This is a genomic window from Qipengyuania sp. R86523 (genome assembly GCF_044596365.1).
GTDB classification, from domain to species: Bacteria; Pseudomonadota; Alphaproteobacteria; order Sphingomonadales; family Sphingomonadaceae; genus Qipengyuania; species Qipengyuania citrea.
In genome coordinates, this window is record NZ_CP138997.1 from 78,394 (window position 1) to 103,604 (window position 25,211).

The window sequence follows — 25,211 nt, forward strand, 5'->3', positions numbered from 1 at the left end:
GATGACCACGCTCGTGCGCCATCCCGTGCATCGTGCACTCACGCGGCCGCAGATGTTCGCGGGAGTGACATATAACTATTTCATCATCAACGGGATGGTGACGACCGAGGCCTTTCTGATCACCGGCAGCTGGCTGGCACTGCTGGTCTTCGCTGTCATGCACGGGATCGGATATTTCGCCTGCCTGCGCGAGCCGCGCATCTTCGACCTGTGGATCACCAAGGTATCGAAATGCCCGCGGGTGAAGAATTACCAGCGCTGGGGGTGCAATTCCTATGCCGCATAAGACCAAATGGATGGGCGCTGCCGCCTGGAGCGCGAAGGAAGTGCGGGCCGGCGACCGGCTGCCCTATCTACGGCTGATCGACGAAAGCACGCTGCTGCTGCGCGACGGTTCTGTCATGACCGCGATCCAGGTTCCCGGGCTGCTGTTCGAAACCGAGGACAGCGAAGCGCTCAACGCGCATGCGGCCACGCGCGAAGTGGTTCTGCGCTCGACACTCGATGCGCGGTTCGTGCTGTACCACCACGTTATCCGCCGCCGCGTATCGGTCGATCTCGAAGCCGAATTTCCCGATCCGATCAGCCGGCATATCGATGCATGCTGGCGCGACCGGCTGGGTTCGGGCCAGCTGTTCGTCAACGACCAGTTCATCACGCTGATCCGTCGTCCCGCGCGGGGCAAAGCGGGCCTGGTCGAACGGGTCGGCAGGAAATTCCGCCGGCAGGACGGCGACCGGCTTGAACCCGATCCCAAGGACCTGCGCTCGCTGCGCGCGGCTTCGCAGGGTCTCGTCGCAGCGCTGAGCGCATATGGGGCGACCCCGCTGGGCGAATACACGGGCCCGCAGGGCAGCACCAATTCGGAAATGCTCGAACTGCTGAGCGCGCTTTACAATGGCGAAATGCGCCCGGTGCGCAAGCCAGCCGACGATGTCGATATCGGCCATATGCTGCCCTATCGCCGCGTGAGTTTCGGGCTCGATGCAATCGAAACGCGCGGCTCGGGTGCACCCGAATTCGCGGCAATGCTCGGGATGAAGGACTATCCCGAAGCGACTTCTCCGGGCCTGCTCGACAGCCTGCTGCGGCTGCCGTTCGAAATGGTGGTCAGCGAAAGCTATGCCCCGACCGAGCGACAGACCGCGCGCGAGCGGATGGATCTGGCAATGCGCCGGCTCAAATCGGCGGACGAGGAAGCCGCTGCCGAACGCGCGGACATGCTGGCGGCGCGCGATGCGCTGGGCAATGGCGCGGTCGGCTTTGGCGACCATCACCTGACCGTCATGGTCCGCGAGCGGCAGCTCGGCCAGCTCGATGACGCCATGGCCGCCTGCGCTGCCGCGCTGGCGGATACCGGCGCGATCGCAGTACGCGAGGATACCAATCTCGAACCCGCCTTCTGGGGACAGTTCCCGGGCAACGAGGCCTATCTCGTAAGGCGCGCGCTGATCTCGAGCGCGAACATGGCGAGTTTCGGGAGCTTGCACGGCTTCGCGCTGGGGCAAGCCCAGGGCAATCACTGGGGCGAGGCGGTGACGCTGCTCGAAACCACCAGCGCGACACCGTTCTTCTTCAATTTCCACCATGGCGACCTGGGCAATTTCTCGGTCATCGGACCCTCGGGTTCGGGCAAGACGGTGGTGATGAACTTCCTCGCCGCGCAGGCGCAGAAATTCAGCCCGCGCACGATCCTGTTCGACAAGGATCGCGGCGCGGAACTGTTCGTGCGCGGCATTGGCGGACGCTACGACAGCATCCGCTCGGGCGAACCGACGGGGTTCAATCCGCTGGCGCTGCCCGACACGCCTGGCAACCGGGCCTTCCTGCGTGACTGGCTGGGCGTACTGCTCAAGGCCGAGGGCCCCGAAGAAGAGCAGACCATCGCGGCGGCGGTCGATGCCGCCTATGCCAACGATGCTTCGCTGCGCCGCCTGCGGCATTTCAGGGAACTGCTGTCGGGCACGCGGCGTCCGCAACCGGGCGATCTGGCCGACCGGCTCGGCGCATGGATCGGCGCGGGTGAGGGGCCAGGGGGCGAACATGCCTGGCTGTTCGACAATTCCGAGGACCGGCTCGATCTTGGCGCGCGCGTCCTCGGTTTCGACATGACCGCGCTGCTGGAAAACCCGCGGCTGCGCACGCCCACCATGATGTATCTCTTCCACCGGATCGAGGAACGGCTCGACGGCAAGCCGACCATGATCCTGATCGACGAGGGCTGGAAGGCGCTCGACGACGAAGTCTTCGCTGCGCGCATTCGGGACTGGCTCAAGACCTTGCGCAAACGCAACGCGCTGGTCGGTTTCGCTACGCAATCCGCGCGCGATGCACTTGAAAGCCGCATTTCGACGGCGCTGGTCGAACAGACCGCCACCATGGTGTTCATGCCCAACAGTCGCGCGCGGCCCGAAGACTATTGCGATGGTTTCGGACTTACCGAGCACGAACTCGCCTTGATCCGCACGCTGCCTGCGCACAGCCGCTGCTTCCTCGTGCGGCAGCCCGATGCCAGCGTGGTGGTGCGGCTCGACCTGTCGGGCGCGCCCGAAGTGCTGACGCTGCTGTCGGGACGGGAAAGCTCTGTCCGCCGGCTCGACCTGTTGCGCGAAGCGCTGGGCGACGCGCCGAGCGAGTGGTTCCCTGCCTTGACCGGAACCCGGTGGCCGGGCGGCGCTAATGATGCAGGGGAGGCCGGGGTCGAGGCACTGCGCCTCGCGGCCGAGTGAGCGTGAACTGCCAGCAAGCCGCCGATCGGGTCGGCAATGGCGTCGCCGCGGCGCTGCGCGGGGTCGACTGCATCGCGGGCGAAGCCAGCGCGGCCGCCTTCGGCCGGCTGTTCGCTCCCGGGGGATCGCTCGGCACGGTGCTCACGCTCGTCCTGACGCTGTTCATCGTGCTTTTCGCGTTCGCGCTGCTGACCGGACGCACCAATATCGGCGTGCGCAGCCTCGTCCCGCGCATGATGACGCTGGGGCTGGTGCTGACCTTCGCCACCAGCTGGCTCGCGTATCAGAGCGTGGTGTGGAACCTCGCGGTTGCCACTCCCGATTACCTTGCCGGGGTTCTCAGCGGGACACGGGGCTCTGCCACCGATCTCTTCGCGCAGAAGATCGATGTCGTGTTCCTCGCGGTGCAGGAAGCCAGCGCGGGCGCGCAGGATATCTCGACCTTTTCGCCTGCCGGGATGATGTGGTTCGGCGCGCTGCTGTTCATGCTCGGAACCGTGGGGCTGCTGGTAACCACCAAGATCGCCCTGGGCGTGCTGGTCGCGCTGGGTCCGCTGTTCGTGGTCATGGCGCTGTTCAACGGCACGCGGGGCCTGTTCACCGGGTGGGTCAAGGGCCTGACGCTGTGCGCGCTTGCACCGCTGTTCGCGGTGCTGGGCGGCAGCGTGATGCTCGAACTCGCCGTGCCGATCCTCGGTGCGCTGACCGCCACCCCCGGGCAGGTCGATCCGCAGGCCGGAATGGCCTTCTTCATGATCGGCGCGGTGCATGTCGCGCTGATGGCGCTCGTGCTCAAGGTAGCGGGCGCGATGGTGGCTGGCTGGAGCGTGTTCGGCCTGGCGAGCGAGCGCGAGGAACAGTCCTCGCCCGCCGCGGCGCCGCAGCAGGCAGCGCCTGCCGCTGCTCTCGCGCAGGCGCAGGCCGCCAGCCAGGCGAGTTCGCAGGCCCGCCGGATCGATGTTGCCGCGATCCCTGCCGCCTATGCCGCGAATGACAGTGGCGGCACTGGCGGAAGCGGCGGTTCGCGCACGGTGAAGGTCTATGCGACCTCGTCCGGCTCTGCCCCAACATCCCCCACCAGTTCCGCCCGTGCGCGCGGTTCCGGCATCGGAAGCCGGTTCAAGTCCGCCGCGCCGAAGGCCCTTGATCGATCCATGGAGAAAACCGCATGATCCGCGCCCTTATTCCCGCGCTCGCCCTCGCGCTGATGGCCAGCCCGGCCGCCGCGCAGGATGCTCGCCTCGTCGAAGTGCTGTACGACGAAGCCAAGGTGGTGCGTATCGATGGCCGCATCGCGGTCCAGGCGAGCATCATGTTCGGCGACGACGAGGTGATCGAGAATGTCGCCATCGGCGACAGCGCGACTTGGCAGGTGACGCCCAACAAACGCGCGAATATCCTGTTCGTCAAACCGCTCGAGCCGCGCGCCGCGACCAATCTGACGGTCGTCACCAGCAAGCGAACCTATCTGTTCGACCTCGTCGCCAGCCCGTCGGCCAAGCCGCTCTATCTGATGCGCTTCGCCTATCCGGACGAGCCGGAGGAAGAGCTGGTAGAGGTGGCCGAAGCGCCCAACGCAGTGGAGCGGCAGGCCGCGGGCGATCCCTATGCCGTGGTCGATCCGGCGGATCTCAATTTCGCGTGGAATGCATCCGGCGATCCCGAACTGCTGCCCGAGAACACCTATGACGACGGGACTGCCACTTTCCTGACTTGGCCGGGCGGCAGGGAGGTCCCCGCAATCCTGGTGACCAATAGCGAAGGCGTCGAGGGGCCGGTCAATTTCACCGTGCGGGGCGATACGATCGTGGTCGACGGTGTGCCGCGCAGCATCGTTCTGCGTTCGGGCGAAGACAGCGCCGAACTGGTCAACACCGGCCCCCAGCGGCCCGCGAACAGCGCGGGTGCCAGCCCCGCTTTCGCCGCGAGAAGGAAGTAACCCATGCGTCTTGCCATGCGCCTGCCCGAAAAGAAGCCCGGCGATAGCGGGGTCGCCAACGATATCGATCCGCGCGAGGGCAGCGATGCCGAGGTCATCGACCTTGCCCAGCGCAACGCCTTTCCCGTGGTCGCACGTCCGGCGGGCAAGTCCGATGCGCTTGGCCTGGTGGCGGGGATCGCAATCGTCGCGGGGCTCGGCCTTGTGACCATGTGGAGCATGAATTCCGCGCGCATCGCGCCGAGCGAGGGGATAGGCGGCGGCCAGCAGGCGCCGGTCGAAGCCGCATCCACGGTGCCGCCGCAAGCGGCCCCGGCGCCGATCGCGCCGCAGGTTGCCGCCGCGCCCATTGCCCGGCCCGATCCCGCGCCGCAGCCCGTGCTGTCGGCGCAGCCGCAGCCGGGACTTGCCGCCAATCCCTATGCCAGCCCCACCGTGGTGTTCGATGCCGGCAACGCCCCCGCTACTTTGGCACTGGGAGAGGCAAGCGGGGCCGGCGAAGCGGCCGGAAACGGAGCCTCTGGCAACGGCGCCAGCGATTTCGCCAGCCGGATCGGCGGTGTGGGCGGGGCGCCGGCGCAGGCCAAGGCGATGGGCAATCCCACTACCACGGTGACGCAGGGCACGCTGATCCCGGCGATCCTCGAAACGGCGATCGACACCAATGTCCCGGGCTATGTCCGCGCCGTGGTAAGCCAGGACGTGCGCAGTTTCGACGGGACCAAGGTACTCGTCCCGCGTTCGAGCCGTTTGATCGGTCAGTACCAGTCGGGCCTGCAGAACGGCCAGAAGCGCGCCTACGTCATCTGGACCCGGCTGATCCGTCCCGACGGGGCTTCTGTCAACCTGGCTTCGCCTGCGATCGGTTTCGACGGGACCACGGGTCTTGCGGGCAAGGTTTCGGGTGACGGTTTCTTCAGGCGGTTCGGTTCGGCCCTGCTGCTGTCGGTCGTCGGCGGCGTCGGCTCGCTCGCCACCGGCGGTGCGGCAGGCGTGCTGATCGGCGGGGCCAGTTCCTCGGCCGCGGCCACTGCAGCCCAGCAGGACGGCCAGCGCGGGCCGACCGTGCGGGTGCGACAGGGCGAACCGATCCGCATCTTTACCGCGCGCGATCTCGATTTCTCTTCGGTCAGCTGATCCGGAAGCCCTGCCGTGAGCGCCGACATCCACCCTTTCCAACCCGACGGACAGCCTGAAGCGGATGCCCCGCCGGTCGATCTGCACGGCGAACGCAGCGTCTATCTCGACGCCTATCTCGCGCCATTCCGCGATTGGCTCGAATGCGACACGGTGACCGAGATCCTGGTCAACAGGCCGGGCGAGGTCTGGGTCGAGGATGCGGCGCGGGGCGGCATCCACAAGGTGGTGCGGCCCGATATCGACGACCGGCTGATCCAGCGCCTGGCCGAACAGGTTGCGCGGGTCAGCCACCAGGGGATCAACCGCGAACATCCGCTGCTCGGTGCGACGCTGCCCGGCGGCGCGCGCGTCCAGTTCTGTGGTCCGCCCGCGGCGCGCAAGCACTGGGCCATGGCGATCCGCCGCCATCGCCGACTCGACCTGCCGCTCGATGCCTATGACACCGGTCCGCTGAGGCCGCAGGGGCGGGACGCCATGCCCGATACGCAGGCGCAGCCGATCGCCTTTCTGCGCGAGGCGATCCGCCAGCGGCGCACCATCCTCGTCTCGGGTGGGACAAGCACCGGCAAGACTACGTTCCTTAACGCCATGCTCGGCGAAATCCCGCGTCACGAACGCGTCGTGCTGGTCGAGGATACGCCCGAGCTCAGGTTGCCCGGCGAAAACGGCGTCGGGCTGGTCGCGGTCAAGGGCGAACTGGGCGAAGCCAAGGTCACCGCCAACGAATTGCTGCAGGCCGCGCTGCGCTTGCGCCCCGACCGGATCGTGCTGGGCGAACTGCGCGGCGCCGAAAGCGTCAGCTTCCTGCGCGCGATCAACACCGGCCATCCGGGCAGCTTCTCCACCGTCCACGCCAACTCGCTGCGGGGCGCGCTCGAGCAATTGTCCCTGATGGTCATGCAGACGGGAATCGGGCTGACGCGGAGCGATACCATTGCCTATGCGGCCAGCGTGATCGACGTGTTCGTGCAGCTTGGACGCGATGAATCGGGCAGGCGCGGCATTATCGAACTGGCCGAAAGCCATACTCTCGTCTGACAGCGGTATTTTTGTACACACCCTGCGCGGCATCGGGTGCCGTAGCGTCAATGAACGCTCGCCTAGCGTCCCTAAAACAACACTCGCCAAAATTCGCCGTCCTTTTGCGCAACAATCATGCGCCCGTGCTTGCGTGCATACGAATGTGTGTTAGCAATACGCCATAAGCCGCAAAGACGGCACATGGAGAGGAGAGGGTTAATGAGGGTAAGGGCTTCCCTGCTCGCGGGTATCTGCGCGAGCGCTATTTCGTTCCCGGCATTTGCGCAGGACGCTGCCGAGGATGGCTTCGATGATCCGCGGTTCGATAACAACGTCATCATCGTTACCGCGCAGCGTCAGAACCAGTCGCTGCAGGAAGTGCCGATTGCAGTCAGCGCGTTCGACAGCGAGGCGCTCGAGGCGCAGCAGATCGAAAACGCCAGCGATCTCCAGCTTACGCTGCCGAATGTCTCCTTCACCAAGTCGAACTTCACCAGCGCAAGTTTCACGATCCGCGGGATCGGCGACCTTTGCGTGGGTGTGACTTGCGATAGCGCGACTGCGATCCATACCAACGGTTCGCCGCTGTTCGGCACGCGCCTCTTCGAAACCGAATATTTCGATCTCGAGCGCGTCGAAGTCCTGCGCGGACCGCAGGGCACGCTGTTCGGTCGCAACGCGACTTCGGGCGTGGTCAATGTGGTGACCGCCAAGCCCGAACTGGGTACTTTCGGGGCCGCTGCCGAATTCGAATACGGCAATTACAACAGCATCAAGGCCAAGGGCATGGTGAATGTGCCGCTCGGCGACACGCTGGCCTTCCGCGCGGCCGGGTTCTATCTCAATCGCGACGGGTTCACCGACAACCTCGACGACGACTCCGATATCGACGGGCGCGACATGTATGCAGTGCGCGGGTCGTTGCGCTTCGAGCCCACCGCCGACACCACGCTCGACCTCATGGCGTTCTACTTCCGCGAGAACGACGACCGGTTGCGGATCCAAAAGCAGGCCTGCCAGCGCGATCCCACCGGCGTGCTGGGCTGCCTTAACAACCGCCGCGACTTCGACAGCACCAATGCCAATTCGACGCTGGGTTCGGTCCTGTCTTCGGTAGAACTGTTCCGCATCCAGGGCATCCCCGAGGCGCTGGCCTTGGGCAGCGTCTACGGACCCGACGGATACGCCAATTTCGACGAGCCCAACGATGTGCGCACGGTCAACACCGCGTTCACGCCCGAATACTTCGCCGACGAACTGCAGTTGCAGGCCCATCTCGATCAGCGGATCGGGCCCATGAACCTGTCGCTTACGGGGATATATCAGGAAACCTCGGTCGATTCCCGCCAAGACTACAACCTCGGTATCCTCGATCGCAGCGGTTATGCCGGCGCCCTGAACACGCTGGCTTTCTTCGCGGCGAACGGCATTCCCACGGGCGTACCGGCCCAGCCCTTCGTTCCGGGGTCGAACGCCTATTTCGCGCCGATCGCGAACGCGCTGATCCCGAACGGGCCCAACGGCGTGCTGTGCACATCGGATAACGATGCGGGCAATCTGGGGGCGTTCGAGGGCAATTCGATCTGCGCCGATGTACCGCTGGCCTTCGACCGGTCGAGCCAGGAGCAGACCTCGTGGTCGGGCGAGGCGATCCTCTCCAGCGATTTCGACGGACCGTTCAACTTCCTGCTGGGCGGTATCTACGCCGAATCCGAAGTCGGCGAGAACAGCTATTACGTCAACAACTTCGGGCTGGACTACGCCAGCGCGATCCTCGGGACATTCTCGGCATTCGGGGCAGGGGCACCGCCATCTTACCTCGCGACTTCGATGTACCGGAACAACACGACCGACTTCAAACTGGAAAGCTTCGGCATCTTCGGCGAAGTCTATGTCGACATCACCGACCGGCTCCAGTTCACGGGCGGCATCCGCTACAATGACGACAGCAAGAGCGTTGCCGCGCGGACGACCTACGCAAGCTTCCTCAATCCCTTCGGCAATGGCGAACCGTTCACGTCGCCATTCGTCGGAAGCTTCGATGCGGACGCCGGGACGCCAGGGAACCAGTTGTTGCAGCAACGCGAAGTCAGTTTCGACGCGATTACCGGGCGCGCGGTCCTCGACTTCGCGATCTCGCCGGACAACAACCTCTATTTCTCCTATTCGCGCGGCTACAAGTCGGGCGGGATCAACCCGCCGCTGTCACCGGTCTTCGCAGTTTCCGAAAGCTTCGATTCGGAGAAGATCGACGCTTTCGAAATCGGTTCGAAGAACAGTTTCCTGAACGGTGCGGCTCAGGTGAACCTCACGGGGTTCTACTACAAGTACAAGGGCTTGCAGCTTAGCCGCATCGTTGCTCGGACTTCGGTCAACGATACGATCGATGCCAATATCTGGGGCGTCGAGCTCGAGACCATCCTGCGGCCCAGCTACAACTGGATGGTCAACATGAACGTCAGCTACCTCAATGCGAAGGTGGCGGGCGACCAGTTCTTCAGCAATCCGCGCGATCCGGGCGGCGGCGATCCCGACGCCGTGATCATCAAGGACTTGTCGAACGGCTCGCTGTGCGCGGTGACCGGCGCGGGGGCCAACGCTTTCGTCGGGGCGGTGAACGCCGGACTGGGACTGCAGGGCCCGGCCGCCTTCCCCGCCGACGGGGGGATTGCCTCGACCGGTGCGTTCAGCATCTGCAGCGTGCTCGACGCGCAGACCGCCAACCCGGCTTTCGCAGCTCTGGGTCCGATCGACGTGCTGAGCCCGGGCGTGGAGGTCAATCTGAGGGGCAATCGCCTGCCTCAGGCGCCTGAATACAAGGCTTCGGTGGGCGTGCAGTACACTGCCGATTTCGACAATGGCATGTCGCTCGTCCCGCGGTTCGATCTGGCCTATACGGGCGAACAATACGGCAATGTGTTCAACGGCAACGTCAACCGGATCGAACCGTTCGTCCAGGCGAACGCCTCGATCACGCTGAACGGGAACGACAACCGCTGGTTCGTACGCGGTTTCGTGCAGAACATCTTTGACAGCGACTCGGTAACGGGCCTTTATGTCACCGACGCTTCGTCGGGCAATTTCACCAACATCTTCACGCTTGATCCGCGGCGCTACGGCATCGCGATCGGGGCGAAGTTCTAAGCTACCCGCAAGAGCGGGGGGAGAGGGAAGGGGCGGCCTGCGGGTCGCCCCTTTTTCGTGAAGGTCCCGGCCTCCCGCCGTGTTCAGCGCTTGCTGGATGCAAAAGGCGAGAAGTCGGTATCGGTGTCGAACAGCTCGACCCCTTCGGCGCGTTTGAGCGCGCCGACCGCGGCATAGGTGACCGGGGTCAGCAGCGCCTCCCACAGCGTCTTGATCGCCCATTGCGACAGCACGACCTGCCACAGCAGTTCGACCGGCCATCCGGCCAGGCCCCAGAAGGCCAGCGGGTAGAAGATCAGGCTGTCGAGACCCTGGCCGATCACCGTCGACCCGATCGTGCGCATCCACAGATGGCGCCCCTGCGTCCACACCTTCATCTTGGCGAGGACATAGCTGTTGGCGAATTCGCCAGCCCAGAAGGCGACCATCGACGCCAGTACGATCCGCCAGCTGTTGCCGAACACGAACTCGTAGGCTTCCTGTCCGGGCCAGCCCTCCGCCGGCGGCAACTGCACCACGACCCACGCCATGAAAGCCATGAACAGCAATGCGGCAAAGCCCGTCCAGATGACCCGCCGTGCACGGGCATAGCCGTATACTTCGGTCAGGATGTCACCGATGATGTAGCTGACCGGGAAGAACAGCACCCCGGCGCCGAACGACCATTCGCCGATGACCGGCAGTATGACGTAGCTCGGTTTCGATGCGCCGATCAGGTTCGACAGCAACAGGATGGTGACGAAGGCCGCCATCACCAGATCGTAATAGCGAAAATGCGGTGCGGGCGTATTCGTCGGAGCGTTTTCCATCGCAAACACGGTTAGTGCCGATTGGCCAGCCGCGAAAGGCACGTTATGGCAGCCCCGGAGCGCGCCCGTAGTTCAACTGGATAGAGCACGAGCCTTCTAAGCTTGGAGTTGCAGGTTCGAGTCCTGCCGGGCGCGCCAGTTTACCATGGAAGTGCGCACCGGTGCCGTATCGGCACCGGGCGTGCATACCGCCTGAACTAGGCTGGCCACCGGGCCACGAACGGTAAGCTGTTCCTTGGTCATCACGACCTCACTGACGAACGCCTGCACGTAATTCTTGCGCAGTGCGGGGTTATCGGGATCGGTAAGCTTTTTCTTCAGACCGGCAGCGAACGCGGCGAGCGCGTCCCTGTCGATGCGGTCCCCCTTGCTACCGCATTGGCGTTCGAGCAGATTGATCTCTTCGTCGAGCGCGGCGCGTCTCGACTGGTGGCCCGCGAGGCGCTTCTTGAGATCCTTGTCCTTGGAATCGACGAGCCCTGCCTCGATCGATTCGAAGAGACGCTGGATGGCGGTGTCGGCGGCAGTGCGCTCGTTGCGCAGAGTGACGATGTCGCGTTTGCGCTTGGCATCGGCACCTGCCGAGCGCTCCAGCAACTGCGCCAGAAGCTTCTCGAGGCGGACAGGATCGAGCAGACGCTGCTCAAGAACCTCGACGACGGCGTTGTCCACCTGCTGCATGGGAACATTGTTGCCACCACAGGTGCGATCCTTCTTCCGGCGCACGTTCGAACAGGAATAGTATCGATACTGGCCGCCCTTGCCGTTCATTAGCATCATAGTGCCGTCGCAGCCCGGGTTACCGCAGCGACCGAGGCCAGAGAGCAGAACCGGGCTCGAATGGGAACGCGCCGGCGTCATCTTGGGGTTGCGTGACTTGAGGATCGCCTGGACCTTATCGAAGGTCTTTTCCGAAATGATCGCGGGGACTTCGACCTCGATCCATTCTTCGCGCGGACGCTTCGTATTGGTGCGGCTGTCTTTCGTGTTGTAATAGTGCCGACCGACATAGGTCTCGCGCGTCAGGATCGTATGGACCAGCGCGGGCGTGAACTTGCGACCACGGTAGCTCAAACCCTTTTCATTAAGATGCTGAGAAAGCTTGCCGATGCCCATTGATGCCTTGCCACCGGCACCGACATAAGCGCCGTAGACATACTCGACCGTAGCGGCCTCCGACGTGACGACCCTGATCTTCTTCTTGTGCTTCTTACCTCTGATCTCCGCCGTGTATGTTTCATAACCGAGCGGAGGCTGCGATCCGTTCCAGAAACCGTCTTCGGCATTACGGCGCATCACCGCCGTCACTATGCCGGCGACGAGCTGATTGCCGAACTCAACGCCTCGGGATCGATCCTGCGCCGTTATGTCCACGGTCCGGGCACCGACGATCCGGTAATCTGGTTCGAGGGGGGCGGCACTTATCCAACCGCATCTACCCGCCGCTTCCTCCACCGCGATGAGCGCGGCAGCGTGGTCGCTGTGACGAACAGTTCGGGCAGTGTTCTCCAGCGCAACAAGTACGACGAGTGGGGCACGCCTGATACGGGCAATCTCGGCCGGTTCCAGTATACTGGCCAGACTTGGATCCCCGAGATCGGCATGTATTACTACAAGGCCCGCATCTATTCTCCACTGCTCGGCCGATTCATGCAGACCGACCCCATCGGCTACGAGGACGGCATGAACATGTATGCCTATGTCGGCAACGATCCGGTGAACCTTGCGGACTTCTCGGGCAAGCAAATGCGGCGGGTTGTGCCTATGCCTGGCACCATCCCGATGCCTGGCTATCCAACACCTCAAGACAAAGACGGGAATGGGTTCAACGATTGGGCAGAAGACGGTGCGCGGCAAGTTCAACGCGGGATCGACAATATTAAGGATTTGGTGGTTCGAGGCGTTGATTGGTTGTTTAATGACGGTGCGCTTGAGACTGACGCGACGGGTAAAGTTCATGGTGACCTGCCCGACGCAGGCGACGTTCCTGATGGTGCAGTTGATGATAGCGTCAAAGCGCTTAATGATAGCCTAGGAACCCGACAGAAAGAGTTGGACGCCCATCCCGTGGGTGATCCGAATGGTTCTGCTAAGGAACGCCGCCAGTATCGACAGCATGAGAATCGCAAAGAGCGGATTCGCCGTGAAACCGAACTTCGTGACAAGCTTAAAGATCGACAATGACCAATATCAGTGATGAATGTGATCAGACTTTTGAGGAAGTTGTCAAAATGACTTCGACTTCCAACGACGTTCTGTTCAGGTTGGCCCAATGCTTCATTTCCGGATACGATATCAGCAAACTGATAGTGATGCTCAACTCGGATGACACTGGGGTTGTTCTCGATGGCCTGTTCGTTTGCAAAGAAATCGGCAGCCTCGTCTGCGAGGTCAATCAATCTCTCTTGCTGCTGCAGTCGAACGAAGACGCCGACGTAAAAGAAATGGCAAATGAGGCTATTTCTTTGTGCGAGCTATATCTGAGGGACGCTCGTTGAACGTGCAGACCCGATCGTCGGGTCGCCATGCAGGAAGCTGGCGACGACCGACACACCGAACCTCACACGTGGCTCTACCCCATAGCTACTTCCGCTTCCCGCCGCACCCCATCGATGGCCCCGATCAGGGCGCCGTCGCGTAGACCGAGCGCTTCGGTGAGCTTGGCGCGACAGTCGGTGTAGAGCGCGACAGCATCCCTGGCGCGGCTGATCGCGACATAGACCGCCGGAGCATCGACGGTGTTGGCGCGGAAGCTCTCCAGATGGGCCATGACCCGATCGGCGGTGGCGCCCTGGGCGGAATGTATCGTCCGCACCCATCCGGGCCGGATATGCCGATCGGCGAGCCGGGAGAGGTCAAGCACTTCGTGCTTGCCGTCCTCGCGCTCGACCGTGATCCCGCCGCGCTGCGGATCGGTCCCGACGACGCTGGCGGTATGGCCGTTGAGGCGTCCGGCGCGCCGGTTGTTGCGGGTGAACTGGATGCGGTCCCCGGTGCGCAGCTCCTGCTCGACCTCGACGAACGCCTCGGCCTGGTCGCCGCCCCATCTGGCGGGAGACCAGCGAACCGCCTTGCCCTGCGGGGTGGCGAGCGAGACCGTGCCCGCCTCGGCGTCGATGCTCTCGACCCGGTAGGCGCGTCCCCGGCTCAGCCGCTGTTCGCGACTGCCGCGCCGGAACGTGACGATCTGGCCGGGGGCGTAGCTGGCGGCGTTGGACGCCTCGGCACGGGTCAATCCCAGCGGCTCCAGCGTGGTGGCGGTGATGGCGTCAGCCCCCAGCGTGCCGTCGCGGACCAGCTCGGCACGGATGGCGTCGGTGAGCCGCTGGCGTCCCTCGCGGGTCGGATCGAGCACGAGGGTCCGGGCGCGATCGGCGGGCGATAACTGCGCGTAATTCCGCGCCTTACCGGACAGAAATTTTGCAAGCGTAAATAAGACCTTTGGCGCAGGTGCCGCGCCGATACAGTCCTTCGCTCAGGCCGCTGCAACGCCCTGGATGCCGGCCACGATCGAAGCCGCGCCGAAGAGGATAAAGACCCCAATGATGACTGTTGCACCGAAGCGCCAATTGAGCCGGCCGGTCAGCATCATGAAGCCGACCGCCGCGACGGCCATTACGGCCACTGCAGTTGCGACATTGCCGAGCAGCGTCCCCTGAAGCCAGCCCAGCGCATTGACGATCGGTCCAGAGCCGGCCGGGTCCATTCCCTGCGCCATGGTCATGGTGGGCGTGGTTCCCACGACAAACGCTGCGACAAGATTGGCAATACGCATTTCGATCTGCTTCCTTTGGCGGCGCTGTGAAATTTTCTGTCGAACTTAGGTTCGCGCGCCCCGCGCCAACTGTACGACTAGGTGAAGGTTTCTGGCAGGGTCAAGGGCCGCACGGGCTACCGTGCGACATATCACCGGAAGGTCAATGGCGGCAAACCGTGCGCTACTAATCTCTCCCTCTCCAGGAATAGGACTAGCGATGCCTGACGGTTCCTCTCAGTCCCATTGGCATGGATTCCAGCCGTGGGTGATGCCGACCCAACGGCCCGGGAATGCTATTAACGAGGCGGGAAAGGTTGAGTGCTTCATACTTACCGTTTTCACACTCGAGCGTGGCGTCAATTCACTTGAATCGCACCTAGTCACGCCACTATTGTGTATGTCCAATCGCCAGGCGCCGCAGCTATCGCGGGTACACCGGGTGAGGGTTTCGGGGCGCAGTCCTTGTTCGACCTCAACGAACGCTTCGGCCGGGTCGCAGCACTAGTGGGCGCAGGCGACCAAGCGATGCTCATGCATTTCGGTCATCCGGCCCGGGGCTGGGAGGTCACCCTGCGCCAACGCAGCATATTTCACCGCATCTTCAACTGGCTCGCTGATGCGCCTGCTATCCTCGTTAATTGCCCCGAATGCACGCGCCACCTATCTAGACTAGGCCAACAATAATTTCCCAATGTTTCGAGTGCCCATTTTCGTCACGCCGGGCGCGCCAATTTCCCCAAGAGGTAGACCCCGCGCCGTTCTTGCAGGATGGCGCTTGCGGCCGGATCGCAATCGATCTCCCGTCTAACCGTTTACCGGGTCCCCTGCGCTTCAGGACGGTGGGGTTTCGCAACCTGCCAGGCATGGCCGCAGCATTTCGAGCAGCTGGCGGGTTTCCTGCTGGTCTGCGGATTGCAGGAGGCGGCGTTCATCGACCCGGCACCGTTCGCCGAGGTCGGCTTCGCCGAAATAGGCGGCCACCCCGGTGACCTGGTGGAGAAGCTCGGCAATTTCCTGCTTCTGCTCAGCATCGATAGAGTGGCTGGCAAGAGCGGCATCGACCGCGTCCAGGCTGGCTTGTCGGCGCTGTTCGAACAGGGCGCGCAGTTCGGGATCCGTTTCCTCTTCGATCGGGTCGTCCACGGGCGGCCTGCCTTTCATCGCCGGTTTCCTCCGTCATGCGCCTCCCGAGCGCTACTATCCCACCCGCGCGCTTGCCGGGCCGCGCACCGCAAAGTCTGCCTGCAAGTCTGCGGCTTGGCAACGGCCGATCACCCCGCTTGCCGGAGTGCCCGCGCGCGGCTGATCGCTCAGGTGTCGAACCAGTGCCGCAGTTCGTCGAGAGCGCGGCCGATATTCGCGTCGTCGGCGGCAAGCTTCAGATCCCGTTCGATCCGGCCTGCAAGCTGGCCGAGTTCTTCGTCACCGAAGTATTTGGCGATGCCGGCCATGACGTGGAGCTTGTCGCGCAGCAGGTCGCATTGCGCGGAACCAAGCATGTCCTCGCCCTCGAGCGCGGCAAGCTGGTTACGCAGTTCGAGCTTGCGCTGTTCGTACATGTTCCGGGCATCGTCCACATCCACCGAAAGGTCGGTTTCCGCCAACTCGCCGGATCCCGGCGCCGGTTTGGTGAGCCATTGTTCGAGACAGGGGCCAAGCCGTTCTGCCGAGATCGGCTTGGCGACATGGTCCTGCATGCCGGCTTCCATGCACAATTCGATATCGTCGGCATAGGCATTCGCGGTAACCGCGATGATCGGCAGTTCGCGCGGACCGACGCCATTCGCGCGGAGCGCGCGTGATGCGTCGAGCCCGTCCATGACCGGCATCTGCATGTCCATCAGCACGGCATCGAACGGTCGGCCCTGTGCCTTCGCCTCCATGACCTGCTGGACCGCCTGCTGACCGTCGTCGGCAACCTGCGTTTCCACTCCCAGGCGCGCGAGCATCGCGACGATGAGCTTCTGGTTTATTTCCGCGTCCTCCGCCAGCAGCACCCGCCGCCCGGCCAGCGCCGTGCGGTAGCTCGATGCCGAGTTGTCCTGTTTGGCGGCGGACTTCTGCGCAGGGCATTTCACCAAGGGCAAGACAAGTTCGAAAGTCGACCCCTTGCCCGGCGTGCTCTCGGCGGTCAGCCGGCCGTCCATCAGTTCGGCGAGTTGGCGCGCAATCGCCAGGCCGAGCCCCGTGCCACCGCCCGAAGCGCTGGCCTTGCCCTTGCCGAAATTATCGAGCTGAGCGAATTCCTCGAAGATGTAGGCAAGCTGGTCGGGCGGCACGCCGATACCGGTATCGATCACCCGGAACACGATCTTGCCGTCTTTTTCGCAGGCCTCCACGCGCACCGATCCGCGCTCGGTGAACTTGATTGCATTGCCGACGAGGTTGAGGACGATCTGGCGGATGCGCAACTTGTCGCCAATGCCTTCGGGCATGTCCGGGGGGACATCAATGTCGAGCCTGATACCCTTGGCCTTGGCATTGGGTTCGAACAAGCGCGCGCTGCTGCGTACGATATGCCCGAAATTGACCGGCTCGCGGGTCAATTGCATCCGGCCGGCCTCGATCTTCGACAGGTCGAGCAATTCGTTCAGCAGGCGCAGCATGGCCTTGCCCGAATCCGAAATCATCCGCGCATAGTCGTGGTGCTCTTTCTCGAGCTCGCTTTCGAGCAGCAGATCGGCGAACCCGATCACGCCGTTCATCGGCGTGCGGATTTCATGGCTCATATTGGCCAGGAAATGTGCCTTGGCCTGCGAAGCACGCTCGGCAATGTCGCGCGACTGGCGGAGTTGCTCTTCGGCCTCCACCGTTTCGGTGATATCCTTGAAAATGCCGAATACCGTTACGACTTCCCCCGTGGGCGCGGTTTCGGCGTTGCCCAGGCTGGCCACATGGCGCAGCTCACCGTCGGGGCGCACGATACGGGCCTGGAATTCGAAATTGGCCCCTTCGGAAAACGCCTTGTCGACCATTTCGGAAACCCGCGCGCGATCTTCTTCACAGTAGAAGTCGAGGCCGGAAGCCACGTCGGGGACGAAGTCCTTGTCCACGCCATGGATGCGATAGACCTGGTCGGACCAGAACAGCGTGCCTTCCTGCACGTCGACCCGCCAGTGTCCGATATTGGCGCTCTCCTCTGCCATCTGGAGCAGGCGGTTGTTTTCGCGCAATTGCGCATTGCGCTCGCTGTCGCGCAATTTCTGGCGTCGCCGTCCCCCTATATCGCGCACGACGCCCACGAAATCGCGTATCTCGCCATCGTCGTGCCAGCGCGTCGTCATATGCGCTTCGAGCCACACATAATGGCCATCGGCATGCTTGTGGCGGTAAGTGGTCAGCGTCGACGAAACCTCGCCTCTGAACAGCTTTTCGCTGGCTTCCATGGTGAGGGCGCGGTCATCGGGATGGATGGCGTTGATTGGCGAGAGGCCGATCATTTCCTCGGGCGTAAAGCCCAGCAGCCATTTGCATGATGGGCTGACATAGCGGCGGACCCGATCGGCCCCGATAGCCACAATCATGTCGGGCAGACCCTCGACGACTTCCTCGATCGTGGGGGCGACAGGCGCTGTCTTGCCGGGCAGACCAGCGACGGCTTCGGTCTTGCCACGGTTGCTGCTGCGTGCGGTACGCCACAGCGCCAGCAGCACGACCGCGACGGCACCGAGAGCGAAGCCAAGCAGACCCGATTGCAAATCCATGCTCATGTCTACGACGCCCGACCCCGAGTTTTGCGCACTATTGCTCCTGCGGTATGCAAGATAGCGGCTGTTGGTACAATCCCGCCGGAAAGAACCGAAAAGGCCGTCGAGAAATGGCGGGCACTATCAACAGGCTGTACATGACGGGCGCTTAAAAAAGCTTTGGGCCGCAATGTGGGAAACCCTGATGTTTTTCGCATAAAAGCGCTCTGGCCAGACGGGTCGCATTACGGATCGCCAGCCCGGGGGCCTGGTCGATCCGGCGAGATTAGCCGCGCGCCGCATTCTCCAGCGGTTCACCGGTGACCGGATAGCCGAAATCCTCACCTATATGCAGCCATGACCGGCCATCGGTATCGTCGATGAAGGGGGTAATGGTGCGCACGGGGATGGCTTCCGCCTGCGCGCGCGCGGCCGCGAAACTGTCGAACATCGCCAGCCGTTCGAGATTGCGCCGGGTCGGAAAGATCACCTTGATGTCACCCTGTTCGGCAGCGTCGAGCGCGCCTTGGGCGCTGATCCAGAACAGATGCGTGTTTTCCGACAGGTCGGCTTCGATCTCGACCGCCCCGGTGCCCAAATCGGCCAGATAGAAGCGCGTATCGTAGACACGCGGGATCCGTTCGTTCTTGGGAAACCAGCGCGCAAACGGCACCAGCTGGGCCAGATCAAGTTCCCAGTTGAAATGTTCGAGCACGGGGGCAAGCTCACCGGTTTGCTGAAGGAACCGGCGTGCGGCACGCGCCTTGTCGGCATCGATTTCGCCTGCAAGCCCGATCGCGAGACCCGTCTCCTCCAGCGTTTCGCGAACCACTGCGACCTGATGGGCCGCCTCTTCGGGATCGAGCGGTCCGCCGATCCGCGCGCCGAGATCGAAATCGGCGGGATCGACCCGGCCGCCCGGGAACACCGCCATGCCGCCGGCGAAGACCATTTCGCGCGAACGGATCGTCATTAGGATTTCCGGCGGGCCGCCGGCCGGCGCATTGCGGAATATGACGACGGTGGCAGCGGGAATGCCTGCGGGCCCGGCTTGTGGTTGTTCGCTCATGCCCATGTTGTGGCGGGGGGAGGGGGGAATGCCAAGCGCAAAGGTAAACAGCGCCTGTCGGGCTATTTTACACTAAGTATCGCGGGAAAAATCGCGTTTACCATTGAGGTGCGCCGGATAGCGGCGTTGCATGGAGTTTGGCACGGGGGATGCATATCGATGGGTATCATGTTCGGTCTTCAACGGAATGCTCCCCCCAGCATCCGGACGAACAAAAGGCCCGCCCGGTTCTCCACCCGGCGGGCCTTACCCGTTCTGGGAGGATACGGCGCGCGTGACGCCGTATCGCAAAATCATCAAGACGCCTTGGCGACCTGCTTTTCGTCGAGCATCTGCTGGAGTTCGCCGGCTTCGAACATCTCCATCATGATGTCGCTGCCGCCCACGAATTCGCCCTTCACATAAAGCTGCGGGATCGTCGGCCAGTCCGAATAGGCCTTGATACCCTGGCGGATCTCCATGTCCTGCAGCACGTCGACGCTGTCATAGGCGACACCGCAGTGATCGAGAATGGCCACCGCGCGGCTGGAAAAGCCGCACTGCGGGAAGAGCGGCGTGCCCTTCATGAAAAGCGTGACGTCGTTGGCGCCAACGATGTCGGCGATGCGCTGGTTGGTGTCGGACATCGGCCCGTCCTTTGTATGAATCTGGTGGTCGGAATCAGGTGGGGGCTTGGGTGGTGAGTTGCAAGGCGTGCAGTTCGCCGCCCATGCGCCCGCCCAGCGCGTCATACACCAGCTTGTGCTGCTTGACGCGTGTCAGCCCCGCAAATTGGGGCGCCGTGACCTTGGCCGCCCAGTGATCGTTATCGCCCGCAAGGTCGCGCATCTCGACGCTGGCACCGGGCAGGGCTTCCTCGATCAACGCGACAATGTCGTCGGCAGCCATCGGCATCCGATCAGGCCCCGTCGCTCATGAACTGGCGCCGCGCTTCGACAGCGCATTCTTCCAGCTTGGTGCGGATATCGGACTCGCTGACGTCGCAGTCGGCCGCGGTGAGATCGCCCAGCAGCTTGCGGATCACGTCTTCGTCGCCCGCTTCCTCGAAATCGGCCTGCACGACCGCTTTCTTGTAAGCGTCGGTTTCCTCGTCGGTCAGTCCCATCAGGCCTGCCGCCCATTCGCCGACCAGGCGGTTGCGCCGGGCGGCGATCTTGAAGGCGTTTTCCTCGTCAAAGGCGAACTTGGCTTCCTCGCCGCGTTCGCGATCCTTGAAATCGGTCATGATGGTCCTCTCGGGATGGAATGTCGGGGGCCGGAATAGGCGCGGCCCCGCAAGCCCGCAAGGGCGCTTGTGTGATCCTCCCGCGCGAGCGGCTATTCCATTGTGACCACGAGCTTGCCAATCGCGCCGCGGTTTTCGAGCTTGGCGATGGCCTCATGCGCGCGTTCGATCGGATAGGTCTCGCTGACCAGCGGATTGATCTTGCCCGCCTTCCACAGGTCGAACAGTTCCTCGATATTGCGCTGATTGCGCTCGGGCTCGCGCGCGGTAAAGGCGCCCCAGAACACGCCGCGGATGTCGCAGCTCTTGAGCAGGGTGAGGTTGAGCGGCATCTTGGCGATCCCGGCGGGGAAGCCGATCACGAGGAAACGGCCTTCCCAGGCGATCGCGCGCAATGCGGGTTCGGAATAATCGCCGCCGACGATGTCGTAGACGATATCCGCGCCATTGGGGCCGACCGCCGCCTTGAAGTCGCTCGCCAGTTGCTTGGAGGTATCCTTGTCGAACGGCGCGCGCGGATAGATCACTACTTCGTCGGCGCCGTGCTGCCTGGCGACTGCGCCCTTTTCCTCGGTCGAAACCGCGGCCACGACGCGGCAGCCATAGGCCTTCGCCAGTTCGACCGCCGACAGGCCGACACCGCCCGCTGCGCCGAGCACGAGGACGGTTTCGCCCTCCTTGATATCGCCGCGGTCCTTCAGGCCGTGGATCGTGGTGCCATAGGTCATCAGCAGCGCGCTGGCTTTTACCAGGTCGATCCCCTCGGGCACCTTGAACAGCCGTTCGGCCGCCACCGCGACCTTTTCCTGCAGCCCGCCATTGCCGATGCCGCACATCACGCGGTCGCCCACGGCGAAGCCTTCGACGCCCTCGCCCAGTGCCTCGATCGTGCCCGAGATCTCGCCACCCGGAGCAAACGGGCGGGGCGGCTTGAACTGGTACATGTCGCGGATAATCAGCGTGTCGGGAAAATTGATGGCACAGGCAGCGACCTTGACCAGCACTTCGCCCTTGGCGGGGGTGGGGGCGTCGATATCCTCGACGACCAGGGTTTCGGGTCCGCCGGTTTCCTTTGAAAGGACTGCCTTCACGCTGCTTCTCTCCTCTGTGGTTTGTCGAGCCAGGGCAGGGCGCCCCCGCGCGTCTGTTCGTGTTGTGTGATGGCGCTTTCGCTGCCCAGCGTCAGGCCGATCTCGTCGAGTCCCTCGAGCAGGCAGCGTTTGCGGAACGGATCGATCTCGAATGCGAAGCGATCCTGGAATGGCGTTGTGACGACCTGGTTCTCGAGGTCGATGGTGACCGGCTGCTCTTTCGCGACTTCGAGCAGGCGATCGACATGTTCCTGCGGCAATTCGACCGCGAGGATTCCGTTCTTGAAGGCGTTGCCGGCGAAAATGTCGGAAAAGCTGGGCGCGATCACCGCGGCAAGACCCATGTCGAGCATCGCCCATGCGGCATGTTCGCGGCTCGATCCGCAGCCGAAATTGTCGCCCGCGATCAAGATCGGCGCCTGCGCGAAATCCTCGACATCGAAGGGGTTGCCCGGGGTTGCGCGGATCGTCTCGAACGCGCCTTCGCCGAGGCCTTCGCGGCTGACCGTCTTCAGCCAGTGCGCGGGAATAATCACATCGGTGTCGATATTTTTCAGCCCCAGCGGAATCGCGCGGCCTTCGATCGTGGACACGGCTTTCATCGCACGGCCCCCGCCACGCGTGGCGCGGTCCCAAATCCTGATTTCGGCGCCATGGCTCTCCCCCCAGCGACGTGTGAGATCAATCGGTTTCGGGATTTTCCCCCGAAGGGATCGGACCCGGCTGGCGCGGTCCGTTCTTCTTCTCCTTGCGCTTGTTCGCATAGAGCAAGGCTGCGGCAACGGCGGCGGAGCCGATGGCCCCGACGATGGCGGCTTTTCCGGAAAGCTTCTTGGTCATCGGTTCTCAATGGTCAGCCACCGTTCGCTTGGCAAGGGGTAGCTTGCGCACATCGGCGAGCCGCCCCGTAACCGCGGCGGCAGCCGCCATTGCCGGGCTGACCAGATGGGTGCGTGCGCCCGGCCCCTGGCGGCCGACGAAATTGCGGTTGCTGGTCGATGCGCAGCGTTCGCCGGGTGGTACCTTGTCGGGATTCATCGCGAGACAGGCCGAACAGCCCGGTTCGCGCCATTCGAAACCGGCGTCCATGAATATCCGATCGAGTCCCTCGGCTTCGGCGGCCCGCTTGACCAGTCCCGAACCGGGCACGACAATCGCCCAGCGGACATTGGGCGCCTTGGTGCGGCCCTCGAGCACCTGCGCCGCGGCGCGCAGGTCCTCGATCCGGCTGTTGGTGCAGCTGCCGATGAAGACATTCTCGACCGCGATGTCCTCGATCCGCATGCCGGGTTCCAGCCCCATGTAATCGAGGCTCTTGCGCGCGGCTTCCTGTTTGGAAGGGTCGGCGAAGCTGGCGGGTTCGGGCACGGTCCCGCCCACCGGCACGACATCCTCAGGGCTGGTCCCCCAGCTGACCGTCGGCTCGATGTCGGCGGCATCGATCACGACCGATTTGTCGAACACCGCGCCATCGTCGGTCACCAGCGAGCGCCACCATGCGACAGCGCGGTCCCAGTCGTCGCCGCGCGGCGCATAGGGGCGGCCGCGAAGGTAGTCGAAGACGATATCGTCGGGGGCGATAAGTCCGGCGCGGGCACCGCCTTCGATACTCATGTTGCAGACCGTCAGGCGGCCTTCGACGCTCATCTTGCGGAACACCTCACCCCGGTATTCGATGACATGGCCGGTGCCCCCGGCAGTGCCGATGACGCCGATGATATGCAGGATCAGGTCCTTGGGCGTGACGCCCGGGCCCAGCGCGCCATCGACGCGGACTTCCATCGATTTCGAACGGCGCAACTGCAGCGTCTGCGTGGCCAGCACGTGTTCAACCTCGCTGGTCCCGATCCCGAAGGCCAGCGCGCCGATGCCGCCGTGCGCGGCGGTATGGCTGTCGCCGCATACGATGGTCGCACCGGGCAGCGAGAAACCCTGCTCGGGGCCGACGACATGGACGATGCCCTGCTCGGGCGCGACCGCATCGATGTAATCGATTCCGAATCCGGGGGCGTTGCGTTCGAGCGCGGCGAGCTGGGCAGCGCTTTGTGCATCCTCGATCGGCAGCCGCGAACCATCCGCGGCCACCCGCGGCGTGGTGGGCAGATTATGGTCGGGGACCGCCAGCGTCAGGTCGGGACGGCGCACCTGCCGTCCGGCCAGGCGCAGCGCGTCGAAGGCCTGCGGGCTGGTGACCTCGTGAACCAGGTGACGGTCGATATAGAGCAGGCAGGTGCCATCGTCGCGCTGTTCGACGACATGCTGGTCCCAGATCTTCTCGTAAAGCGTGCGCGGTGTGTTGCCCATGGCCCGGGAATGTGCGGGAGGAAGCCCACCTGCGCAAAAAGGCAAAACAAGAGTCTTCCAAACTTAACCTTTCCCTGCTCTACTGACATAAATGTCAGCAAAGCCATTCACCTTTCCGATCAAGGTCCTCCCGGACGATATCGATTTCATGGGGCACGTGAACAACGCGCGCTATCTCAACTGGGTGCAGGACACAGTGCTCGCGCACTGGCAGAAACTCGCCCCCGCCGAGGAAGTGGCCAGCAAGGCCTGGGTCGCGCTCAAGCACGAGATCACCTATCGCCGCCCGGCCTTTCTCGACGATGATGTCATCGCCGAAACCGTGCTGGAGAAGATCGCCGGCGCGCGCAGTTTCTACAATACGGTGATTCGCCGCGGCGAAGACGTGCTGGCCGAAGTGCAGAGCATGTGGTGCTGCATCGATGCCAAGAGCCTGCGACCGGCACGAATCAGCCGCGAAGTCGCCGAAACCTGTTTCGGCCTGCCCGGCAAGCCGAAGGCGCAAACCGGCAGCTAAAGCGCCGACCGCCCTTTGCCTGCCGCGCGCTAGCTCCTATATTCACGCAATGGCCGTTTTCATCCCCGCACTGATCGTTCTGGCGACCGTGGTCGCGATGGAATGGGTCGCATGGGCGAGCCACAAATACATCATGCATGGCTTCGGCTGGGGGTGGCACCGCGACCATCACGAACCGCACGACAATCTGCTTGAGAAAAACGATCTCTATGCGGTCGTCGGCGCGGCGATGAGCATTTCGATGTTCGCGCTGGGCAGCGAATGGGTGATGGGCGAGGGGGCCTGGTGGCCGGCCACGTGGATCGGGCTCGGCATAATGGCATATGGCCTCATCTACACGCTGGTGCATGACGGGCTGGTTCACCAGCGCTACTTCAAATGGGTGCCCAAGAGCGGTTACGCCAAGCGTCTGGTCCAGGCGCACAAACTGCACCATGCCACGATCGGCAAGGAAGGTGGGGTCAGCTTCGGCTTCGTCTTCGCCCGCAGCCCGGCAGCACTCAAGGCCGAATTGCGCCGCCAGCGCGAAGCGGGCATCGCCATCGTACGCGAAAGCGCCGGAGCCTGAGGCCCCGGCGCTTCCAGTCCGCCGTGTGCGGTCTTACTTGGCGTAGTTTACATACAATCCGTGGATCAGGCCGGGGATATAGCCCAGCAGCGTCAGCACCAGATTGATCAGCGCGGTCTTGCCGAGCCCGTGCTTGGCGGCAACGCCGAGCGGGGGCAGCAGAATGGTCGCGATAAGAATAAGAATTGCCATGGGAAATGTCCTTTTGTCGTC

Annotated in this window: 26 protein-coding genes and 1 tRNA gene; 12 read left to right on the forward strand and 15 right to left on the reverse strand. The window is 63.5% G+C overall.

Annotated features, from left to right (window positions below):
* Position 1: 1 nt before the first annotated feature.
* The 7 genes from SJY12_RS00405 (at position 2) to SJY12_RS00435 (ending at position 9,972) form a co-directional block, all read left to right on the forward strand.
* Positions 2-286: a type IV secretion system protein VirB3 gene (locus SJY12_RS00405; RefSeq protein WP_050600125.1), complete on the forward strand. Its 285-nt coding sequence runs from the start codon at positions 2-4 to the stop codon at positions 284-286.
* On the forward strand, positions 276-2,729 hold the full coding sequence (locus SJY12_RS00410) for a VirB4 family type IV secretion/conjugal transfer ATPase (protein ID WP_397505642.1): 2,454 nt from the start codon (positions 276-278) through the stop codon (positions 2,727-2,729). The genes SJY12_RS00405 and SJY12_RS00410 overlap by 11 nt, the downstream gene beginning before the upstream one ends.
* Complete coding sequence (locus SJY12_RS00415) at positions 2,726-3,901, forward strand: type IV secretion system protein (protein ID WP_397505643.1); 1,176 nt, start codon at positions 2,726-2,728, stop codon at positions 3,899-3,901. Before SJY12_RS00410 ends, SJY12_RS00415 begins: the two co-directional genes overlap by 4 nt.
* A complete protein-coding gene (locus SJY12_RS00420; RefSeq protein WP_230833359.1) occupies positions 3,898-4,668 on the forward strand; it encodes a TrbG/VirB9 family P-type conjugative transfer protein in 771 nt (256 codons plus the stop codon). Before SJY12_RS00415 ends, SJY12_RS00420 begins: the two co-directional genes overlap by 4 nt.
* A gap of 3 nt (positions 4,669-4,671) precedes the next feature.
* On the forward strand, positions 4,672-5,805 hold the full coding sequence (locus SJY12_RS00425; protein WP_397505644.1) for a TrbI/VirB10 family protein: 1,134 nt from the start codon (positions 4,672-4,674) through the stop codon (positions 5,803-5,805).
* 15 nt (positions 5,806-5,820) lie between these two features.
* Positions 5,821-6,846, forward strand: coding sequence for a P-type DNA transfer ATPase VirB11 (gene virB11 / locus SJY12_RS00430; RefSeq protein ID WP_397505645.1), 1,026 nt, complete (start codon positions 5,821-5,823; stop codon positions 6,844-6,846).
* A gap of 201 nt (positions 6,847-7,047) precedes the next feature.
* Positions 7,048-9,972, forward strand: a complete 2,925-nt coding sequence (locus tag SJY12_RS00435) for a TonB-dependent receptor (RefSeq protein ID WP_397505646.1) — start codon at positions 7,048-7,050, stop codon at positions 9,970-9,972.
* An 83-nt stretch (positions 9,973-10,055) separates the two neighbouring features.
* Here SJY12_RS00435 and SJY12_RS00440 read toward each other — a convergent pair whose 3' ends face one another.
* A complete protein-coding gene (locus tag SJY12_RS00440) occupies positions 10,056-10,781 on the reverse strand; it encodes a queuosine precursor transporter (protein WP_063510573.1) in 726 nt (241 codons plus the stop codon).
* Between the two features lie 61 nt (positions 10,782-10,842).
* On the opposite strand from SJY12_RS00440, the gene SJY12_RS00445 reads away from it, so the two are divergent.
* Positions 10,843-10,919, forward strand: a tRNA-Arg gene (locus SJY12_RS00445).
* Here the strand turns inward: SJY12_RS00445 and SJY12_RS00450 are convergent.
* A complete protein-coding gene (locus tag SJY12_RS00450; protein WP_397506609.1) occupies positions 10,878-12,077 on the reverse strand; it encodes a recombinase family protein in 1,200 nt (399 codons plus the stop codon). The genes SJY12_RS00445 and SJY12_RS00450 overlap by 42 nt on opposite strands.
* Between SJY12_RS00450 and SJY12_RS00455 the strand changes: the two genes are divergently transcribed.
* Together SJY12_RS00455 and SJY12_RS00460 are read left to right on the forward strand one after the other, a co-directional pair.
* On the forward strand, positions 11,985-12,965 hold the full coding sequence (locus SJY12_RS00455; RefSeq protein WP_397505647.1) for an RHS repeat-associated core domain-containing protein: 981 nt from the start codon (positions 11,985-11,987) through the stop codon (positions 12,963-12,965). The two genes, SJY12_RS00450 and SJY12_RS00455, sit on opposite strands and share 93 nt — an antisense overlap.
* Positions 12,962-13,279, forward strand: a complete 318-nt coding sequence (locus SJY12_RS00460; protein WP_397505648.1) for a hypothetical protein — start codon at positions 12,962-12,964, stop codon at positions 13,277-13,279. The genes SJY12_RS00455 and SJY12_RS00460 overlap by 4 nt, the downstream gene beginning before the upstream one ends.
* Before the next feature lie 74 nt (positions 13,280-13,353).
* On the opposite strand, the gene SJY12_RS00465 is transcribed toward SJY12_RS00460, so the two are convergent.
* From SJY12_RS00465 to leuC, 12 genes are all read right to left on the reverse strand, one after another.
* Positions 13,354-14,136, reverse strand: a complete 783-nt coding sequence (locus SJY12_RS00465) for a hypothetical protein (RefSeq protein WP_397505649.1) — start codon at positions 14,134-14,136, stop codon at positions 13,354-13,356.
* Positions 14,137-14,256: 120 nt separating this feature from the next.
* Positions 14,257-14,556 carry a TrbC/VirB2 family protein gene (locus tag SJY12_RS00470; protein ID WP_397505650.1) on the reverse strand — a complete coding sequence of 100 codons (300 nt, stop codon included), beginning with the start codon at positions 14,554-14,556 and terminating at the stop codon, positions 14,257-14,259.
* 813 nt (positions 14,557-15,369) lie between these two features.
* Positions 15,370-15,699: an Hpt domain-containing protein gene (locus tag SJY12_RS00475; protein WP_063510572.1), complete on the reverse strand. Its 330-nt coding sequence runs from the start codon at positions 15,697-15,699 to the stop codon at positions 15,370-15,372.
* A gap of 149 nt (positions 15,700-15,848) precedes the next feature.
* Positions 15,849-18,248: an ATP-binding protein gene (locus SJY12_RS00480; RefSeq protein ID WP_397505651.1), complete on the reverse strand. Its 2,400-nt coding sequence runs from the start codon at positions 18,246-18,248 to the stop codon at positions 15,849-15,851.
* Positions 18,249-18,510: 262 nt separating this feature from the next.
* Positions 18,511-19,299, reverse strand: coding sequence for an NUDIX hydrolase (locus tag SJY12_RS00485; protein ID WP_397505652.1), 789 nt, complete (start codon positions 19,297-19,299; stop codon positions 18,511-18,513).
* A gap of 290 nt (positions 19,300-19,589) precedes the next feature.
* Positions 19,590-19,919 (reverse strand): Grx4 family monothiol glutaredoxin, encoded by a 330-nt coding sequence (gene grxD, locus SJY12_RS00490; protein ID WP_050600158.1) that lies wholly within the window; start codon positions 19,917-19,919, stop codon positions 19,590-19,592.
* Positions 19,920-19,953: 34 nt separating this feature from the next.
* Positions 19,954-20,187 carry a BolA/IbaG family iron-sulfur metabolism protein gene (locus tag SJY12_RS00495; RefSeq protein WP_050600159.1) on the reverse strand — a complete coding sequence of 78 codons (234 nt, stop codon included), beginning with the start codon at positions 20,185-20,187 and terminating at the stop codon, positions 19,954-19,956.
* Between the two features lie 4 nt (positions 20,188-20,191).
* Positions 20,192-20,518, reverse strand: coding sequence for a DUF1476 domain-containing protein (locus tag SJY12_RS00500; RefSeq protein ID WP_050600160.1), 327 nt, complete (start codon positions 20,516-20,518; stop codon positions 20,192-20,194).
* Between the two features lie 92 nt (positions 20,519-20,610).
* The gene (locus SJY12_RS00505; protein ID WP_063507103.1) at positions 20,611-21,609 is read right to left on the reverse strand and encodes an NADPH:quinone oxidoreductase family protein; all 999 of its coding nucleotides are present in this window, start codon (positions 21,607-21,609) and stop codon (positions 20,611-20,613) included.
* On the reverse strand, positions 21,606-22,211 hold the full coding sequence (leuD, locus tag SJY12_RS00510; RefSeq protein WP_397505653.1) for a 3-isopropylmalate dehydratase small subunit: 606 nt from the start codon (positions 22,209-22,211) through the stop codon (positions 21,606-21,608). The genes SJY12_RS00505 and leuD overlap by 4 nt, the downstream gene beginning before the upstream one ends.
* Before the next feature lie 79 nt (positions 22,212-22,290).
* A complete protein-coding gene (locus SJY12_RS00515; protein ID WP_063507105.1) occupies positions 22,291-22,449 on the reverse strand; it encodes a hypothetical protein in 159 nt (52 codons plus the stop codon).
* Between the two features lie 6 nt (positions 22,450-22,455).
* Positions 22,456-23,913: a 3-isopropylmalate dehydratase large subunit gene (leuC, locus tag SJY12_RS00520; protein ID WP_397505654.1), complete on the reverse strand. Its 1,458-nt coding sequence runs from the start codon at positions 23,911-23,913 to the stop codon at positions 22,456-22,458.
* 91 nt (positions 23,914-24,004) lie between these two features.
* Here leuC and SJY12_RS00525 point away from each other — a divergent pair, with 91 nt between their 5' ends.
* On the forward strand, positions 24,005-24,430 hold the full coding sequence (locus tag SJY12_RS00525) for a thioesterase family protein (RefSeq protein ID WP_063512490.1): 426 nt from the start codon (positions 24,005-24,007) through the stop codon (positions 24,428-24,430).
* A 49-nt stretch (positions 24,431-24,479) separates the two neighbouring features.
* Positions 24,480-24,998, forward strand: a complete 519-nt coding sequence (locus SJY12_RS00530) for a sterol desaturase family protein (RefSeq protein ID WP_050600166.1) — start codon at positions 24,480-24,482, stop codon at positions 24,996-24,998.
* A 33-nt stretch (positions 24,999-25,031) separates the two neighbouring features.
* Here the strand turns inward: SJY12_RS00530 and SJY12_RS00535 are convergent, their stop codons facing one another.
* On the reverse strand, positions 25,032-25,190 hold the full coding sequence (locus SJY12_RS00535) for a YqaE/Pmp3 family membrane protein (protein WP_082835542.1): 159 nt from the start codon (positions 25,188-25,190) through the stop codon (positions 25,032-25,034).
* Between the last annotated feature and the right edge of the window lie 21 nt (positions 25,191-25,211).

Coding starts and splice junctions, on each gene's coding strand:
- leuC (WP_397505654.1), bottom strand. CDS start 23,913: ATGGGCAACACACCGCGCACGCTTTACGAGAAGATCTGGGACCAGCAT.
- SJY12_RS00535 (WP_082835542.1), bottom strand. CDS start 25,190: ATGGCAATTCTTATTCTTATCGCGACCATTCTGCTGCCCCCGCTCGGC.
- SJY12_RS00440 (WP_063510573.1), bottom strand. CDS start 10,781: ATGGAAAACGCTCCGACGAATACGCCCGCACCGCATTTTCGCTATTAC.
- SJY12_RS00450 (WP_397506609.1), bottom strand. CDS start 12,077: ATGCGCCGTAATGCCGAAGACGGTTTCTGGAACGGATCGCAGCCTCCG.
- SJY12_RS00530 (WP_050600166.1), top strand. CDS start 24,480: ATGGCCGTTTTCATCCCCGCACTGATCGTTCTGGCGACCGTGGTCGCG.
- SJY12_RS00470 (WP_397505650.1), bottom strand. CDS start 14,556: ATGCGTATTGCCAATCTTGTCGCAGCGTTTGTCGTGGGAACCACGCCC.
- SJY12_RS00525 (WP_063512490.1), top strand. CDS start 24,005: ATGTCAGCAAAGCCATTCACCTTTCCGATCAAGGTCCTCCCGGACGAT.
- SJY12_RS00435 (WP_397505646.1), top strand. CDS start 7,048: ATGAGGGTAAGGGCTTCCCTGCTCGCGGGTATCTGCGCGAGCGCTATT.
- leuD (WP_397505653.1), bottom strand. CDS start 22,211: ATGAAAGCCGTGTCCACGATCGAAGGCCGCGCGATTCCGCTGGGGCTG.
- SJY12_RS00460 (WP_397505648.1), top strand. CDS start 12,962: ATGACCAATATCAGTGATGAATGTGATCAGACTTTTGAGGAAGTTGTC.
- SJY12_RS00495 (WP_050600159.1), bottom strand. CDS start 20,187: ATGCCGATGGCTGCCGACGACATTGTCGCGTTGATCGAGGAAGCCCTG.
- SJY12_RS00475 (WP_063510572.1), bottom strand. CDS start 15,699: ATGAAAGGCAGGCCGCCCGTGGACGACCCGATCGAAGAGGAAACGGAT.
- SJY12_RS00410 (WP_397505642.1), top strand. CDS start 276: ATGCCGCATAAGACCAAATGGATGGGCGCTGCCGCCTGGAGCGCGAAG.
- SJY12_RS00515 (WP_063507105.1), bottom strand. CDS start 22,449: ATGACCAAGAAGCTTTCCGGAAAAGCCGCCATCGTCGGGGCCATCGGC.
- grxD (WP_050600158.1), bottom strand. CDS start 19,919: ATGTCCGACACCAACCAGCGCATCGCCGACATCGTTGGCGCCAACGAC.
- SJY12_RS00425 (WP_397505644.1), top strand. CDS start 4,672: ATGCGTCTTGCCATGCGCCTGCCCGAAAAGAAGCCCGGCGATAGCGGG.
- SJY12_RS00500 (WP_050600160.1), bottom strand. CDS start 20,518: ATGACCGATTTCAAGGATCGCGAACGCGGCGAGGAAGCCAAGTTCGCC.
- SJY12_RS00485 (WP_397505652.1), bottom strand. CDS start 19,299: ATGGGCATGAGCGAACAACCACAAGCCGGGCCCGCAGGCATTCCCGCT.
- SJY12_RS00405 (WP_050600125.1), top strand. CDS start 2: ATGACCACGCTCGTGCGCCATCCCGTGCATCGTGCACTCACGCGGCCG.
- SJY12_RS00420 (WP_230833359.1), top strand. CDS start 3,898: ATGATCCGCGCCCTTATTCCCGCGCTCGCCCTCGCGCTGATGGCCAGC.
- SJY12_RS00480 (WP_397505651.1), bottom strand. CDS start 18,248: ATGAGCATGGATTTGCAATCGGGTCTGCTTGGCTTCGCTCTCGGTGCC.